General features: G+C 75.1%; 14 protein-coding genes and 1 riboswitch. Of the genes, 5 read left to right on the top strand and 9 right to left on the bottom strand.

Features of this window, described 5'->3' with window-relative positions; all coding sequences use genetic code 11:
* Positions 1-159: 159 nt before the first annotated feature.
* Complete coding sequence (locus ABT369_RS00245) at positions 160-1,356, bottom strand: ROK family protein (RefSeq protein ID WP_350608991.1); 1,197 nt, start codon at positions 1,354-1,356, stop codon at positions 160-162.
* Between the two features lie 130 nt (positions 1,357-1,486).
* Positions 1,487-2,509: a hypothetical protein gene (locus ABT369_RS00240; protein WP_350608989.1), complete on the bottom strand. Its 1,023-nt coding sequence runs from the start codon at positions 2,507-2,509 to the stop codon at positions 1,487-1,489.
* A gap of 162 nt (positions 2,510-2,671) precedes the next feature.
* Here ABT369_RS00240 and ABT369_RS00235 point away from each other — a divergent pair, with 162 nt between their 5' ends.
* On the top strand, positions 2,672-3,406 hold the full coding sequence (locus ABT369_RS00235; protein ID WP_350608987.1) for a LamG-like jellyroll fold domain-containing protein: 735 nt from the start codon (positions 2,672-2,674) through the stop codon (positions 3,404-3,406).
* Between the two features lie 6 nt (positions 3,407-3,412).
* On the opposite strand, the gene cobM is transcribed toward ABT369_RS00235, so the two are convergent.
* Genes cobM through ABT369_RS00210 form a run of 5 tightly spaced genes read right to left on the bottom strand, consistent with a single transcriptional unit; the run spans position 3,413 to position 9,629 of the window.
* On the bottom strand, positions 3,413-4,156 hold the full coding sequence (cobM, locus tag ABT369_RS00230; protein ID WP_350608985.1) for a precorrin-4 C(11)-methyltransferase: 744 nt from the start codon (positions 4,154-4,156) through the stop codon (positions 3,413-3,415).
* Positions 4,153-5,661, bottom strand: a complete 1,509-nt coding sequence (gene cbiE / locus ABT369_RS00225) for a precorrin-6y C5,15-methyltransferase (decarboxylating) subunit CbiE (RefSeq protein ID WP_350608983.1) — start codon at positions 5,659-5,661, stop codon at positions 4,153-4,155. The genes cobM and cbiE overlap by 4 nt, the downstream gene beginning before the upstream one ends.
* Positions 5,652-6,980 carry a cobyrinic acid a,c-diamide synthase CobB gene (locus ABT369_RS00220; protein ID WP_350608981.1) on the bottom strand — a complete coding sequence of 443 codons (1,329 nt, stop codon included), beginning with the start codon at positions 6,978-6,980 and terminating at the stop codon, positions 5,652-5,654. Before ABT369_RS00220 ends, cbiE begins: the two co-directional genes overlap by 10 nt.
* Positions 6,974-7,576: a cob(I)yrinic acid a,c-diamide adenosyltransferase gene (gene cobO / locus ABT369_RS00215; RefSeq protein ID WP_350608979.1), complete on the bottom strand. Its 603-nt coding sequence runs from the start codon at positions 7,574-7,576 to the stop codon at positions 6,974-6,976. The genes ABT369_RS00220 and cobO overlap by 7 nt, the downstream gene beginning before the upstream one ends.
* A gap of 4 nt (positions 7,577-7,580) precedes the next feature.
* Complete coding sequence (locus ABT369_RS00210) at positions 7,581-9,629, bottom strand: VWA domain-containing protein (RefSeq protein WP_350608978.1); 2,049 nt, start codon at positions 9,627-9,629, stop codon at positions 7,581-7,583.
* 57 nt (positions 9,630-9,686) lie between these two features.
* Positions 9,687-9,808, bottom strand: a riboswitch (cobalamin riboswitch).
* 102 nt (positions 9,809-9,910) lie between these two features.
* On the opposite strand from ABT369_RS00210, the gene ABT369_RS00205 reads away from it, so the two are divergent.
* From ABT369_RS00205 to ABT369_RS00190, 4 genes are all read left to right on the top strand, one after another.
* Positions 9,911-10,780 carry a hypothetical protein gene (locus ABT369_RS00205; protein ID WP_350608976.1) on the top strand — a complete coding sequence of 290 codons (870 nt, stop codon included), beginning with the start codon at positions 9,911-9,913 and terminating at the stop codon, positions 10,778-10,780.
* Positions 10,781-10,916: 136 nt separating this feature from the next.
* Positions 10,917-11,702: a hypothetical protein gene (locus ABT369_RS00200; protein ID WP_350608974.1), complete on the top strand. Its 786-nt coding sequence runs from the start codon at positions 10,917-10,919 to the stop codon at positions 11,700-11,702.
* 74 nt (positions 11,703-11,776) lie between these two features.
* Positions 11,777-12,145, top strand: a complete 369-nt coding sequence (locus tag ABT369_RS00195) for a hypothetical protein (RefSeq protein WP_350608973.1) — start codon at positions 11,777-11,779, stop codon at positions 12,143-12,145.
* 300 nt (positions 12,146-12,445) lie between these two features.
* Entirely contained in the window at positions 12,446-13,009 is a 564-nt protein-coding gene (locus tag ABT369_RS00190; RefSeq protein WP_350608971.1) for a hypothetical protein, read from the top strand.
* Positions 13,010-13,034: 25 nt separating this feature from the next.
* On the opposite strand, the gene ABT369_RS00185 is transcribed toward ABT369_RS00190, so the two are convergent.
* Both ABT369_RS00185 and ABT369_RS00180 read right to left on the bottom strand, forming a co-directional pair.
* Positions 13,035-14,138 (bottom strand): hypothetical protein, encoded by a 1,104-nt coding sequence (locus ABT369_RS00185; RefSeq protein WP_350608969.1) that lies wholly within the window; start codon positions 14,136-14,138, stop codon positions 13,035-13,037.
* A 202-nt stretch (positions 14,139-14,340) separates the two neighbouring features.
* Positions 14,341-14,778 carry a hypothetical protein gene (locus tag ABT369_RS00180; RefSeq protein WP_350608967.1) on the bottom strand — a complete coding sequence of 146 codons (438 nt, stop codon included), beginning with the start codon at positions 14,776-14,778 and terminating at the stop codon, positions 14,341-14,343.
* Between the last annotated feature and the right edge of the window lie 83 nt (positions 14,779-14,861).

Raw genomic sequence — 14,861 nt, 5'->3', positions numbered from 1 at the left:
TTCCAGATTGAGGGCAGGCTATGACCAGATCCATCACGCGTCAATAAAAGAGGCAAAAAAAGGGGTGCCATTAAGGTCCCCTTGAGCCTGGCGACACGGCGTGAGCAGGGCGTTGCTCAGCGCCGGGCGATACCCGGGACCGGGCGCCGGCGGGGCTCCTTAAGGACGCGACGCCCGGCGCAGCAGCTCGGCCATGGGCAGGGTCGCGGCGCCGAAGGCCACCGCGTCGGGGCCGAGCTCGCACAGCTCGATCGAGACCTGGCCGAAGGGGTGCTCGAGGGCCTGCTCCCGGGCCGCCGCGCGGATCTTGTCGAGCAGGCGCGCGCCGAGGGCCAGGCCGGCCCAGCCGCCGAGGACCACGCGCTCGGGGTTGAACAGGTTGACCAGGTTGCCGATGCCGGCGCCGAGCATGCCGGCGGTCTCGTCGAGGGTCGCGGTCGCGGCCTCGGTCCCGGCGGCGATGAGCGCGGCCACGTCGGCCATCTCGCCCGCGGCGGCGGGGCGGGACGGGTCGAGGGCCCGCGCCCGCTCGAGGATGCCCTCGGCGCCGACGTAGGCCTCCAGGCAGCCGCGGGCGCCGCAGCGGCACTGCCGGCCGCCGTAGACGACGGTGGTGTGCCCCCACTCCCCCGCGCTGCTGCTGGCGCCGCGGTAGACGGTGCCGTTGGTGATCACGGCCGCCCCGACGCCCGAGCCGACGAGCACGATCACCGCGTTGCCCGCGCCCCGGCCGGCGCCGAACCACATCTCGGCCTGGCCCTGGGTCTTGGCGCCGTTCTCGACGAACAGCGGGGCGGTGATCCCGCGCTCGCGCAGCAGAGTGTGGAAGGAGACCCCGCGCCAGCCCAGCGTCGGGGCGTAGACCAGCGGCGGGTCGGCCTGCTCGACGGTGCCGGGCACGCCGATGCCGATGCCGAGCACGTCCTGGGCCGCGGTGTCCTTGAGCACCTCCCGGATCCCGGCCTCGAGCTGGCCCGCGACCACGGACGGGTCGGGGCGCGAGGACGGCAGCGGCTCGTCGACGGTGGCCAGGCGGGTCATCGACAGGTCGAACAGCTCGACCTTGACCCCGGTCTCGCCGACGTCGGCGCCGACGAGCCGGCCGAAGTCCGGGTTGACGCGCAGCAGCACGCGGGGGCGGCCCCCGTCGGACTCGATCTGGCCGGCCTCGATGATGAGGCCCTCGTGCAGCAGCTCGGCCGTCACGCTGCTGGCGGTCGCGGCGCTGAGGCCGGTGATGCGGCTCAGGTCGTGGCGGCTGAGCGGCCCCCGGAAGAACAGCTCGGACAGCAGCGTCGAGCGATTGCGCCGGCGCATGTCGCGCGTCGTCGCGCGTTCCACCTCGATGCGCACCACCGCGGTTCCGACCTCCCCCTTGATCCCTCGGTAGCGATCGTGTCACGCGCGCCGATGCGCGTCGACACCGGAGGGTCGGTTCACCGCCGCACCTCCCTCGCGACCAGGCCGATCGTCACACAGGGCCGCTTCACCGCCGCCGCGCGCGTCGCGCCACCCCCGCGACCAGGCCGATGGTCACCACCACGAACGCCCCGGTGAGCAGCGCCACCTTGCCGCGCCGGTCCGGGCCGGCGGCCGCCACGGCGCCCGGGCTCGGCTTCGGGGCGGCGGCCGGGCTCGACACGACCGGCGAGGGCGACGGCTTCGGGCGCTGCACGGTGTACCGCAGGATGCTCACCGGCCCCGGCTGGTCGGACACGGTGAGGAAGTCGCGGCCGTCCGGCGTGTACGCGATCCCCTCGCCCTGCGGCTCGTCCGGCAGCGGGATCACCCTCGGCGTGCCGGTGGTGATCGCCTTGGCCACGTCGCCGTCGGGCACGTCGAACTCGTAGGCGTCGGCGTAGGTGCGCACGACCGCCCGGGTGCCGTCGGGCGAGACGGCCGCGCCGGTGACGAACCCCTCGCCGAGGAAGCCCCACGGGTTGCTGGTGCCGGTGTGCGTGGCCTCGAAGCGGCCGACGGCGGTCAGCGGGGCCCCCTCGGCGTTGTCCGTCGGCAGCGGGGTGTCGAGCCGGAACACCTGGCCGCTGGGGTCCTTGGTGACGATGACCGGGCGGCCCGACCCGTCGATCATCAGCGCCTCGGCGTCCCGCGGGGTCCCGTCGGGGTACCGCAGCCGATGGATCTTCATGCTCTTCGCCCCGGGCGCGAGGGTCCACAGCGCGATCGTGTCGCGGCGCTTGCCGGAGCCGCCGGTGAGCGGGCTGTTGTCGCCGATGTCGGCGATCCACACTGTGCCGTCGCGGCCCACGGCGAGGTCCTCGGGGTCGCGGGCCGTCGTCGGGTAGCCCACGCTGCGGGTCACCTTGCAGTCCGCGTCGAGGTAGAACAGGCGCGTCTTCTTCGGGTCGGGGTTCGAGTCGTTCTCGACGAGGTACCCGCCGCCGGGCAGCGCCGCGAGGCCGGACGCCTCGGTGACCGCCGGGTCGGTGATGCGGCACGCCTCCGTGGCCCCTTCGGGCCGCGCGAACACCGGCGCCGGAACGGCCACGGCACAGATGACAACCGCCCCGATCACCGCCGCCCGTCGCACGCGATCCAGTCTGACAGAGCCGGTCCGGTGACCATGGGTCGTACGAACAGACGCGCACAGTAACCGACACGTTGGTGGAATGCGGCGTTTCGCGTCCGGCGAATATGGAACATTTCGGACATGAAGACATGGGGGAATCTGGCCGGGGTGGCGGCCGGGGTGGCCGCGCTGCCCGTCATGGGCTCGGGGGCGATCGCGAGCCCGGCCGCCGCCGAGCCGGTCGTCATCGCGCGCTACGACTTCGACGCGGCCCAGAAGGGCGCCACCGTCGCCGACGTCTCCGGGCACGGCCATACGCTGGCGCCGTCCGCCGTCCACGGGGGCAAGGTGCGGCTGCCGGCGCGCGGCAGCGGGCGCGCGGCCGCGTTCCCGGCCAAGTGCACCGGCAAGAAGTGCCCGCACGCGGTGCTGCAGGCGCCGGACGCGCCGGAGCTCAACCCGGGCGCGAACCCGATCCGCTTCGGCGCGACGGTGCGGCTGGCCAAGGGCCAGACCGGCTCGGGCGAGAACATCCTGCAGAAGGGGTACTCGGCCTCGGGCGGGCAGTACAAGCTCCAGGTCGACGGCAAGGCGGGCCGGCCCAGCTGCGTCGTGTCCGACAACGTCGTGCGCGGCATTCACGTGGCCCGCTCCGACGTCTCGATCGCCGACGGCAAGTGGCACACGCTCGAGTGCCGGCGCGCCGGCGCGGCCCTGACCCTGCTGGTGGACGGGGCCGTGCACGCCACGCTCGCCATCCCGGCCACGCTGGCCATCACGAACACCGTGCCGCTGAGCGTCGGCGGCAAGGGAAACGGCACCGACAACGACCAGTTCCACGGCACCCTCGACGACGTCTGGATCGCCCTCGGTTAGTCCCGGCTAGTCGCGGTGGCGGCTGGTGGAGTACAGGTGGCTGTCGGGGAACGCCTCGGCGGCGAGCGCCGGCCCCACGATGATGACCGCGGTGCGCCTGATGCCCGCCGCGCGGACCTGTCCGGCGATGCCGGCCAGCGTCCCGCGCAGGATCACCTCGTCGGCGCGGCTCGCGTAGGCCACCACCGCGGCCGGGCACTGCGGGCCGTACCACTGGGCGAGCTCCGGCGCGAGCACCTCGATGCGCTGGACCGCCAGGTGCAGCACGAGCGTCGCCCGGCTGGCGGCGAGCGTGGCCAGGTCCTCGCCGGGCGGCATCGGGGTCGCCCGGGCGGCCGTGCGGGTCAGGATCACCGACTGGGCGACGCCGGGGACGGTCAGCTCGCGGCCGAGCGACGCCGCGGCGGCCGCGAACGCTGGCACGCCGGGCACGATCTCGTAGGGCACGCCGGCCGCGTCCAGCCGGCGCAGCTGCTCGGCCATCGCGCTGAACACCGACGGGTCGCCGGAGTGCAGCCGGGCCACGTCGAGCCCCCGCTCGTGCGCGGCGACGAGCTCGGCCAGGATCTGGTCGAGGTCGAGGTTCGCGGTGTCGACGAGGCGGGCGCCGGGCGGGCAGCAGTCCAGCAGCTCGACGGGCACGAGACTGCCCGCGTAGAGGCACACCGGCGCCGCGGCCAGGCGGTCGCGGCCGCGCACGGTGATGAGGTCGGCCGCGCCCGGGCCGGCCCCGATGAAGTACACGGTCACGTGTGCACCACCCACTGCGTCACGGGGAGCATCGGCCGCCACCCCAGGAACCCTCCGACGGGCGCGGCCCGGTTCACCGCGATGCGGGTGAGGTCCCCGCCGTGCCGTTGCTGCAGCTCCGCCACCAGCCGCTCCGACTCGATGGTGACCGCGTTGACGACGAGCCGCCCGCCGGGGCGCAGCGCGCTCCAGCACGCGTCGAACACACCCGGGGCCGTGAAGCCGCCGCCGATGAAGATCGCGTCCGGCCGGGGCTGCCCGGCCAGGACCTCGGGGGCGCGGCCGAGCACGAGCCGCAGCCCGGGCACCCCGAACGTCTCGGCGTTGCGCCGGATGCGCCCGGCCCGGGCCTCGTCGCGCTCGAAGGCGACCGCGCGGCAGGCCCGGTGGGCGCGCATCCACTCGATGCCGATGCTGCCCGAGCCGGCGCCCACGTCCCACAGCAGCTCCCCCGGGCACGGCCCCAGCGCGGCGAGCGTGACGGCCCGGATCTCGCGCTTGGTGAGCTGGCCGTCGGAGTCGTACCGCCCGTCGTCGATCCCCGGCACCACGGCGATCCCGGTGCCGCCGCGCGCCTCGACCGCCACGATGTTCAGCGGGCGCGCCGCGGCCGGGTCGTGGTGGATCCGCTCGTCCGGCGCCCCGAGGTCCTCGAGGATCGTGACGGCGCTGTCCGCGAACCCGGTCTCCTCCAGGATGCGCCAGACCTCCGCGGGCGTCTGCCGCCCGGCCGAGAGCACGAGCACCCGGCGGCCGTCGTGCAGGAAACGCCGGACGAGCGCGGCGTCGCGCACGACGTCGGTGTCCTCGACCGGCCAGCCGAGCCGCGCGCAGGCGAGCGACACCGAGGACGGGTGCGGGATCACGGTGACGTGGGCCGGGCCGAGCAGGCGCACGAGCGTGGTGCCGATCCCGTGGTGCATCGGGTCGCCGCTGGCCAGCACGCAGACGCGCCGCCCGTGCCGCTCGGCCAGGAGCCGGGGCAGGGCGGGCACGAGCGGCGACGGCCACGCGACGCGCTCGGCGTCCACATCGGACAGCAGGTCGAGCTGGCGCGGGCCGCCGAACACGACCTCGGCGTCCCGCAGCGCGGCCAGGCCCTTCGCGCTCAGCTCCCCGCCGGCCCCGATGCCCACGACGACGACGCCGGGCGCGGGCGCGGCGACGGCGATCGCGGCGCCGGGCGAGGAGCGCTTGCCCACGGTGAGCACCGCGGGGCCGGCCACGGCGAGCAGGGCGGCCGCCTCGGCGACGCTGGGCGTACCGAGGGCCTGCGACACGCGCGCCGAGGGCGACGGCACCGGCACGGCCGCCAGCTCCTCGGGCGGGAAGGAGACCACCGCGCACCCGAGCCGGGCGGCCACCGACTCCGCCAGGTCGCGGCGGGCGTCCACCGTGGCCACCACGCCGATGTCGTCCAGTGTGGACAGTGACTCGCGCAGGAGGGAGAGCACCTCCTGCGGGTCCGTGGACGGGCGGGCGCCGAGGCCGAGCACTAGACGCACGACGCCACCAGGCGGTGCGCGAAGGCCGGGTGGCCGGCCCAGTGCAGGTGCAGATAGGAGGCGTGCACGGCGCCGGACACGAAGCCGTCGCGGCCCTCGCGCCACGCCCAGGCCGGGGCCGCGCCCGTCGCCGGGGTGACGCGCGTGCGGTGGAACTCGTGGCCGGTCACGCGCGTGCCGGCCGGGGCGAGGACGCTGTCGGACAGGGCGACGGCGTCTCGGTACCCCAGCGTGAGCGAGGGCGTCATGGCCGCCTCCGCGTCCAGGACCCCGCACATCGGGCGGCCGTCGAGGGTGCGGCAGAGCCAGAGCAGGCCCGCGCACTCGGCCGCGATCGCGCCCCCGGAGGCGGCCAGGCCGGCCACCGCGCGGCGGAGGGGCTCGTTGGCGGAGAGCTGCTCGGCGTACACCTCCGGAAAACCACCGCCCACGACGAGCGCGCGGGCGCCGTCGGGCAGGGCCTCGTCCCGCAGCGGGTCCACTGTGGACACCCGGGCGCCGGCCGCGGCGAGCAGCTCGACGGTCTCGGCGTAGCCGAACGAGAACGCGGGCCCGCCCGCGACCGCCACGACCGGCGCACCGGCGACGGGCTCGGCGACGGCCGGCGTCCACGGCGGCGCGGACAGCGGCGGGGCGCAGCGGGCCACGGCCAGCACCGCGTCCAGGTCCACGCTCGCGGCCACGAGCCCGGCCAGGGCCGCGACCGACGCGGCCGCCTCGGCCGACCGCTCCACCACCGGCACCAGGCCGAGGTGGCGCGACGGGGCGGCGACGGCGTCGTGGCGGCGCAGGACGCCCAGCACCGGCGTGCCGACCTCGGCGCAGGCGTCCCGCAGGATCTGCTCGTGGCGGTCCGAGCCGACGCGGTTGAGGATCGCGCCGGCGATGTGGATGCCGTCGCCGAACGAGCGGAAGCCGTGGATGAGCGCGGCCACCGAGCGCGCCTGCGCGGTCGCGTCGACGACGAGGACGACGGGCGCGGCGAGCAGCCGGGCCACGTGCGCGGTGGAGCCGAACTCGCCGGCCCCGGTGCGCCCGTCGTAGAGGCCCATGACGCCCTCGACCACGGCCAGGTCCGAGCCGGCCGAGCCGTGCGCGAACAGCGGCCCGACGAGCTCCTCGCCGACGAGCACCGGGTCGAGGTTGCGGCCCGGGCGGCCGGCGGCGAGGGCGTGGTAGCCGGGGTCGATGTAGTCCGGCCCCACCTTGAACGGCGCCACGCGCTCGCCCCGCGCGGCGAACGCCGCCAGCAGGCCGGTCGCGACGGTGGTCTTGCCGTGGCCGGAGGCCGGTGCCGCGATGACGAGCCGCGCTACCACTCGATGCCCTGCTGGCCTTTTCGCCCGGCGTCCATCGGGTGCTTGACCTTCGTCATGTCGGTCACCAGGTCGGCCAGCTCGACCAGGTCGGGGTGCGCGTCGCGGCCGGTGACGACCACGTGCTGGTTGCCGGGCCGCTCGCGCAGGGTCTCCACGACGTCGGCGATGTCGACCCAGCCCCACTTGATCGGGTACGTGAACTCGTCGAGGACGTAGAAGCGGTACGCCTCCGCGGCCAGGTCGCGCTTGATCTGGGCCCAGCCCTCGGCCGCCTCGACGGCGTGGTCGCGCTCGGTGCCGGGCCGCTGGATCCACGACCAGCCCTCGCCCATCTTGTGCCACACCACGCTGCCACCCTGGCCGGTCTCGCCGAGCGCGCGCAGGGCGGTCTCCTCGCCGACCTTCCACTTCGGGCTCTTCACGAACTGGAACACGGCGATGGGCCAGCCGGCGCTCCACGCGCGCAGGGCCATGCCGAACGCGGCGGTGGACTTGCCCTTGCCCTGCCCGGTGTGCACGGCGAGCACGTGCTGGCGGCGGCGCTGGCGGGTGGTGAGCCCGTCGTCGGGCACGTTCTCTACTTTGCCCTGCGGCATCTGTCTAGGCTCCCAGGCTCGCGAGTGGAATGCAGGAGGCGTCCAGGGCCGAGGCCAGGCGGCGGGCGAGGCCGAGGCGGATCGGGCCCTGCTCGCAGTCGACCACGACCGCGGGGACGCCGTGCAGCAGCGGTACGACGCTGAGCGGGTCCGGCCCGCTGGTCGAGCGCCCGTCGGTGACGACCACGAGCAGCGGGCGGCGGCGGGCGTCACGGCGGCGCTCGCCGTGCAGGGTGCGGGCGGCCTGGCGCAGCCCGGCGGCCAGCGGCGTGCGGCCCCCGGTGCGCAGCTCGGCCAGGCGCACCACGCCGACCTCGTGGCTCGCGGTCGGCTCGAGCACCAGCGTGGCGTCGTGGCCGCGGAAGGAGACCATCCCGACCTTGTCCCGGCGCTGGTACGCGTCCCGCAGCAACGACAGGATCGCCGTCTTCACCACGCTCATCCGCTGCCGGGCGGCCATGGAGCCGGACGCGTCGACGACGAACAGCACCAGGTTCGCCTCGCGGCCGACCTTGACCGCCTCGCGCACGTCGCGGGCCTCGGCGCGGCTCGACCCGCGCAGCGCGGCGGCGCGGATGGTGCCGGGCACGTGGATGCTCGTGAGCTTGCCGCCGAGCGGGGCGCGGGAGCGCACCACGCGGCCGTGGCGGGACAGGGCGGGCGAGCGGCGGCCGGCGTGGGCGCCCGCCTCGCGGTTCGCCCGGCCCGCGATGCTGAGCAGCTTCGGCTTGTACGGCACCCCGGCGAACGCCAGCTGCCCCGGCGCCCCGACGCTGTCCCCCGCCGCGTCCCCCGCCTCCGATGCATCCGATTCGCCCCGCGAATCGGATGTATCGGTAACGGAACCATCATTCGGCTCGACGGGCGGCCGCTGCTCGGGCGCGACCGGCGGCGGCGGACCCCCGGCTCGCTCCGACCCCGGCGACTCGCCGGGCCCGTCCGGCGAGTCGGACATTTCCGAAATATCCGTCGGGCTCGGCGGAACCGGGTCATCGTCCGGGGGCGGCCCGCCATCGCCGGGCGGCGGGTCCTCGTCCGGCCCGGCCTCCTGCTCGAGCACCTCTTCGAGGCGGTCGCGGTCGGCCCCCGGCGGGTCGAGCGGGTCCCGCCGGCGCCGGTGCGGCAGCGCCAGCCGGGCCGCGTCGCGCACGTCCGCCTTCGTGACCACGGTCCGCCCGTGCCAGGCCGCGAGCGCGACCGCCGTGCGGGCCACCACGATGTCGGCCCGGAGGCCGTCGACGCGGTACGCCAGGCAGATCCGCGCGATCCGGTCGAGCTCCGCATCGGGCAGGGCCACCGCCCCGAGCCGGGCCCGGGCGCTCACGATCCGCGCGGCCAGGGCGGCGTCCTCGGCCACGTAGCGCTCGGCGAACGACGCGGGATCGGCCTCGTACGCCAGCCGCCGCCGCACGACCTCGGCCCGCGGCGGGGCCTCCTGGGGCGCCGCGACCCCGACGACGAGCCCGAAGCGGTCCACGAGCTGCGGCCGGGGCTCGCCCTCCTCGGGGTTCATGGTGCCCACGAGCAGGAAGCGGGCCGCGTGCTTGACCGAGACGCCGTCGCGCTCGACGTGCGCGCGGCCCATGGCGGCGGCGTCGAGCAGCAGGTCGACGAGGTGGTCGGGCAGCAGGTTGACCTCGTCGACGTAGAGGACCCCGCGGTTCGCGGCGGCGAGCAGGCCCGGCTCGTAGGCCTTGACCCCGTCGCCGAGGGCCCGCTGCAGGTCCAGCGTGCCGACGACACGGTCCTCGGTGGCCCCCACGGGCAGCTCGACCAGGGCGGACCGGCGGTGGTGGGTGCCCGCCCCGGGAATGTGCGGGCCGTCGGGGCACTCGGGGTCGGGCGCGGCCGGGTCGCAGGCGAAGCGGCAGCCGGCGACGACCTCGACCTCGGGCAGCAGCGCGGCCAGTGCCCGCACGACGGTGGACTTGGCGGTGCCCTTCTCCCCCCGGACGAGCACCCCGCCGATGGCCGGCGAGACCGCCGTGAGCAGCAGGGCGAGGCGCAGATCGGCCAGGCCGACAACGGCCGAGAACGGATACGGCGGGGTCACGGGCACTCTTCCCTTCGGCGGGTCCGCGCCCGCGAGGCGGCTGTTGCGAGCGGCCGGAGTCTCCTGACTGCCGGATCCGCGCCGCCCCTCGACCGCCCCGGCCGTCGCCGGCCGTGGGTGCTGAGGTGCGACTCCCCGGTCACAGTGGCGGGACCGTCCCGGACTCGCACCGGGTTCCTCCGCATACCGCTCGCCCGCCATCGTGTCCCACGGGCGACCGGCACGTCAACGTGGCGCGGTGTGACCCTCACGATCCGCACCCGCCGGCCGATGGGACGGGCATGCGGCGCGTCCCGGATTCGGCCGCGCAGACCCTGCTGTGCGTGCTCCTCGTGGCGATCGCGCTGATCGCCGCCACGCCGCCGCGGCTGCCGGGGCTGGCCCCGGAGACCTCGGTGGCGCCGCCGGGCACGCGGGCGATGTGGCTGTGGGAGCACGACGACCCCGGGCCGGTCGTGGACTGGGCCGCGGCCAACGGGGTGCGAGCGCTGTTCGCGTACTACGACCCGCGCACCGACGACACCGCGCGGCTGCGGCGCCTGCGGGAGCTGTGCGACGCGGCCGGCATCGTGCTCGACGCGCTCGGCGGGGAGCCCGGCTGGACGACCGACCACGCCACCGCGCTGGCCTGGGCCGAGGGCGCCGCGGCCACGGGCCTGTTCCACGGGCTGCACCTGGACGTCGAGCCCTACCTGCTGCCCTCCTGGGGCCAGGACCAGGCATCACTGGTACCGAATTATCTGTCTTTGCTGGAAAAGACGGCCGCGGCCACGGACCTGCCGCTCGAGGCCGACGTGCCGTTCTGGCTGCCGACCGTGACGCTCGCCGGCGGGGCGAACCTGGCCGACGCCGTGCTCGCCCGCGTCTCCGGCGTCACGGTGATGAGCTACCGCAACACCGCCACCGGCGCCAACTCGATGGTCGGGGTCGCCGACGACCTGCTGCGGCGGGCCGGCCGGGTCGCCAAGCCGGCGCGCCTGGGCGCGGAGACGCAGGCCCTGGGCGACTGCGCCTACTGCAGCTTCCACGGCGCCACCGCCGGCCAGCTGCACAAGACCCTGGCCGCGGTCGACTCCGCGGCCCAGCGGTACCCGGCGTTCGCGGGCATCGCGGTGCACCAGTACGAGTCCTGGGTCGCCCTGAGTGGTTAGGAGACCTGAGCGGCTCGGAGACCCGAACCCGAATCGACCCCAGCCGAACCGGAGGTGAACCACGACCTGCCTCAACCCGCCCCGCCCGCCGCCGATCAGCCGGTCGACAGCAGTCATCCTGGGAAGGACCCCTCCGATGCGCCGTACCGCCTCCATCGCCCTCGCCTGCGCCGCCGGCGCGGCCGCCATGCTCCCCGCGGCGACCCCGGCCTCCGCGGCGACGCCGGACTTCGGGCTGGTGGTGCCGGTGCTCGCGCCGATGCTGCCGGGCCAGACGGGCTGGGTGGGCACCATGTGGGCCGCCACCAGCGACATCTGCGACGTGAAGGTGACCGCGAGCGGCACCGGGGTCACGGTGAAGTACCCGGCCAACACCGCGACCTACTCGTCGCTGTCGAAGGGCGACTCGCTGGCCAAGGGCCACGTGGACTACGCCGCGTTCAACGTCTCGCTCTCCTCCAACAGCCTGCTCGCGCTGGTCCCGCTCAAGCTCGACTACTCCTACACCACGAAGGCCGACGGGGCGACGTCCTGCACCGGCACCCCGCGCTCCGGCTCGATCACCGCCACGCTCCCGGTCGTCTCGGTCACCGGCGACGCCGTGGTGCAGAAGACGACCCTCGTGACCGTGCCCAAGGCGACCCCGGTCTGGTCGCAGCTGGTCTTCCAGTCCCGCAAGGCCGGCGTCGACAACCTGCAGATCACGGTCGCGGGCGCGCCGAGCGGCCTGGCCGTGTCCTACCCGGCCGGCCGCGCCTACACCGCCCTGAACAAGGGCACCGGCCTGGCCGTCGGCACCGACGACTTCGCCGCCGTCAAGTTCGACGCCACCAACGTGGCCGCCGGCACCTACAAGCTCACCGTCAAGCTCTCCTACGGCAGCACGACCGACTCGAACGACCTGACGCTCGTCGTCGTCTGACGGCCCGGGCCGACCGGCTTCTCCCGCGGCGCCGGCCGGCCCTCCGCTTTTTCCACAGAGAGGTGGGAACTCTGGTGATCCGCTCCCGTGCCCTGCTCGCCGTGGCCGCCCTGGCCCTCACGGCGGGCCTTTGCGCGTGTGGCAAGTCCGGGAACTCGACCAAGACGGAGATGCAGGCGCCGAAGCCGTCGCCGTCGGCCTCGCTGACCCAGGACCGCCGCGAGACCATCTTCCTCGACGCGACCGCCCAGCACCTCTGCTCGGTGCAGTCGCAGGTCTACACCGACCCGGCGGCGATGGCCTCGGCGTACGCGTCCCGCCCCATCTACACGGACCTCACCGCGGCGCAGGTCGACGCGTTCCAGCAGCAGGTCGTCAGCGACCCCGCCTTCGCCGACCGGCTGACCCAGCGCATCCAGGCCACCTGCGGCACGGCCAAGTAGGCCCCGGACACACGAGAAGCCCCGCGACACGAGGGGGGAGGAGTGTCGCGGGGCCGGCTCATATATGTATGAATATCGAGAGCGTGTTCTCGAGGTAAGTGGTGCGAGGACCCCGTCGCCGCGGTCCCTTCGGTGTTGCTGCGGTAAGCATGCGGGGCGCCACTTGGCGGCGACTTGGCGCGCACTTGCGCCGATGTGTCACGCACGCGACAGGTCCGCGCGCATCGACCGGGTCACGTATGTTGCCTGCCGTGAGCCGCGACGAACTTCGACCTCGACTCGCTCGCGCCCGAGCCGGTGGTGCCGGCCGACCCGCGCCGGGCGGCGATGTGGGCCGCGGGGATCGCGGGCTGCGCGGTGCTGGTGCTGTTTCTGCTGCTCACGAGCGATCTGGTGTTCGGGCGGACGGTCGGGCTCGCGGCCCCGGCCGGGATCGGGGACTGGGCGGCCAACCCGGCGCTCGCCGCCACGCTGGCCGAGGGAGTGCTCGGCGACCAGGAGGCGCTCGGGGCGCGGCCGTTCAGCGCGGCGTACCTCAGCGCCGACGGGCGGCCCCTGCTGGTCTGGGGCGGCACCGGCCGGGCGGTCCAGCGGGCCGACGACGCGGCGCTGCTGCGCACCCTGCGCGAACGGACGCTGCGGTTCGTGCCGGACTCCGGCGGCGGGACGACGGCCGACGCCGACCCGGGACCGAACCGCGGCCGGGCCACGTGCACGGACACGCGGCGCGACGGGTTCGGGTACGTGGTGTGCGCCTGGACCTTCGGCGCGGCCGCCCTGGGCGTGCTCGTGGTCGACGGGCCCGACGCCGACCCGGCCGCGACGCTGCGCCGGGTCCTGGACGCCGTCGTCGTGATGCGCTGAGGCCGGGTCTTCTGGTGCCGGCCGGCTAGAGCATCGCCTCGAGGGCCAGGCGCTCCGCGGCGGCCGCGCGGACCTCCGGGGTCTCGATCGGGTCGTCGCGCAGGTAGGCGAGGCGCCGTTCGAGCTTCTCGTCGAGCGGGACGCGGCGCACGGCGATGAGGCGCACGTCGGCCTGGCAGTCCCACAGGCCCTCGGTCAGCGCGCCCGCGCACGCGTCCGGCTCCAGCTCCAGCCGGGCGCGCAGGTAGGCGGCGCGCTCGTACGAGTGCGGACTGAACCACAGCGAGCGGACGCGGGGCAGCGCCTGGCGGGCCGCGTCGCCGCCGACCCGGGCGAGGCCGTCGACCAGGCGGTCGTAGCCGCACATGTCGTCCTCGCGCTGGTCGAGCCAGTCGAGGCCGGCCAGCAGCGCCGGGCCGTCGGACTCGTCGCCCTGCTCGGCGAGCACGCACAGGGCGCTCCAGTACTGCCCCGAGGCCGGATCGGCCACGACCCGCCGGGCGGCCGGCAGCGAGTCGACGACCGGCTCGGCCAGGCAGCCGAAGTCGTCGGCGGCGCTCAGCAGCTCGCCGAGCCCGGTCAGCGGCTCGGGCCCGTGCGCCACGGCGGCGTGGATGCGCTCGTCGCGGCCGGCCCACTCGCCCCAGGGGGCGCCCGGCGGCAGGTGCAGCGGGCGGCCGGCGCTGGCGAGGCGGTCGGCGGCGACCGGGAGCAGGTCGTCCCACCAGTTGGCGGGCCACGCGGCGGCGATGGTGCCGAGGGCCTCGCGCCAGTAGGGGCCGATCCGGACGTACCGCCGCAGACTCTCGACCATGTCACCGGACCCGGCGCGGCTCAGCGCCTCGGCGACCCGCAGGACGTGCGTGAACTCCCCGGAGTCGTCGTCGGCGGTGTAGAGCCGGGCGATGATCGGCCCGATCGGCAGCTCCAGGTCGCGGACCAGGCGGGCGAGGTAGACCCCGCGGTCGTCCAGGGGCAGCCAGCGATGGTCGCGGCGGATGCAGGCGTACACCAGCTCCGGCGCGGCCGGGTCCTGTCTGGCCCGCACCGCGCCCCGCCCGAGTCCGCGCTGCAGCGCGCCGGCCCGGGTCCGGGTGGGCAGGTAGTGCCAGTCGTCGTCGAGGCTCATGGCGTCCCAGTCTGCGACGGTTGCGGCCGGACCGCCGCCGAATTCCGGTCCCGAAAATGCTTGACAAATGACACCGGACCACGTCCTCGCTGCTCAGCAGCGCACCCGCGGGCCGACGTGAGTCCGGACACGACGCGGCGCCGACCGGCGGAAGTCCCGCCGGCCGGCGCCGTGAGCGCTGGCACCCCCCGAGAGGGGCCGGTTAGGCGCTGGCGTCGTCGAAGCCGTTGCCGAGGAAGCTCTGCAGCCGCGACGTGATGCTCTCCAGGCTCGAGCCCGCCGACGCGGCGCCGAAGCCGGACTCGCCGAAGCCCGCCTCACCGAAGCCGGCGTCGGTGCTGTCGGCCTCGCCGAAGCCCGCCTCGCCGGTGCTCTCCTGGCCGTAGGCCATGAGCGTGTGGCTGTCCTCGACCTCGGTGTGCTCGTAGTGCGTGTACTCGGTGATCTCGTAGTGGTTGCCCGCGGCGTCCGTGTACTCGATGTGCTTGAGCTGCTCGAACTCCTCGTGCTCGTAGCTGTGGTGGTCCTGCTCGAGGATGCCGTACTGCGACTGGTGGTCAAGCTCCTGGCCCTGGCCGGAGTGGGCCGCCTCCAGGGAGGCGGTCTCGTGGCCCGCTTCGTACTCGCCGTACTCGCTCATGGGGGTGGTTCCTCTCGGGTGCGTCTGTATGGGGTGCTGCGCTCATCTGCTGCATTCAAGGTACGGGCAGCCGCGACGCCCCA

The organism is Dactylosporangium sp. NPDC000244, from assembly GCF_040300725.1.
In the GTDB taxonomy this organism is placed as follows: Bacteria; Actinomycetota; Actinomycetes; order Mycobacteriales; family Micromonosporaceae; genus Dactylosporangium.
This window is presented reverse-complemented; position numbering and strand designations above follow the sequence as displayed.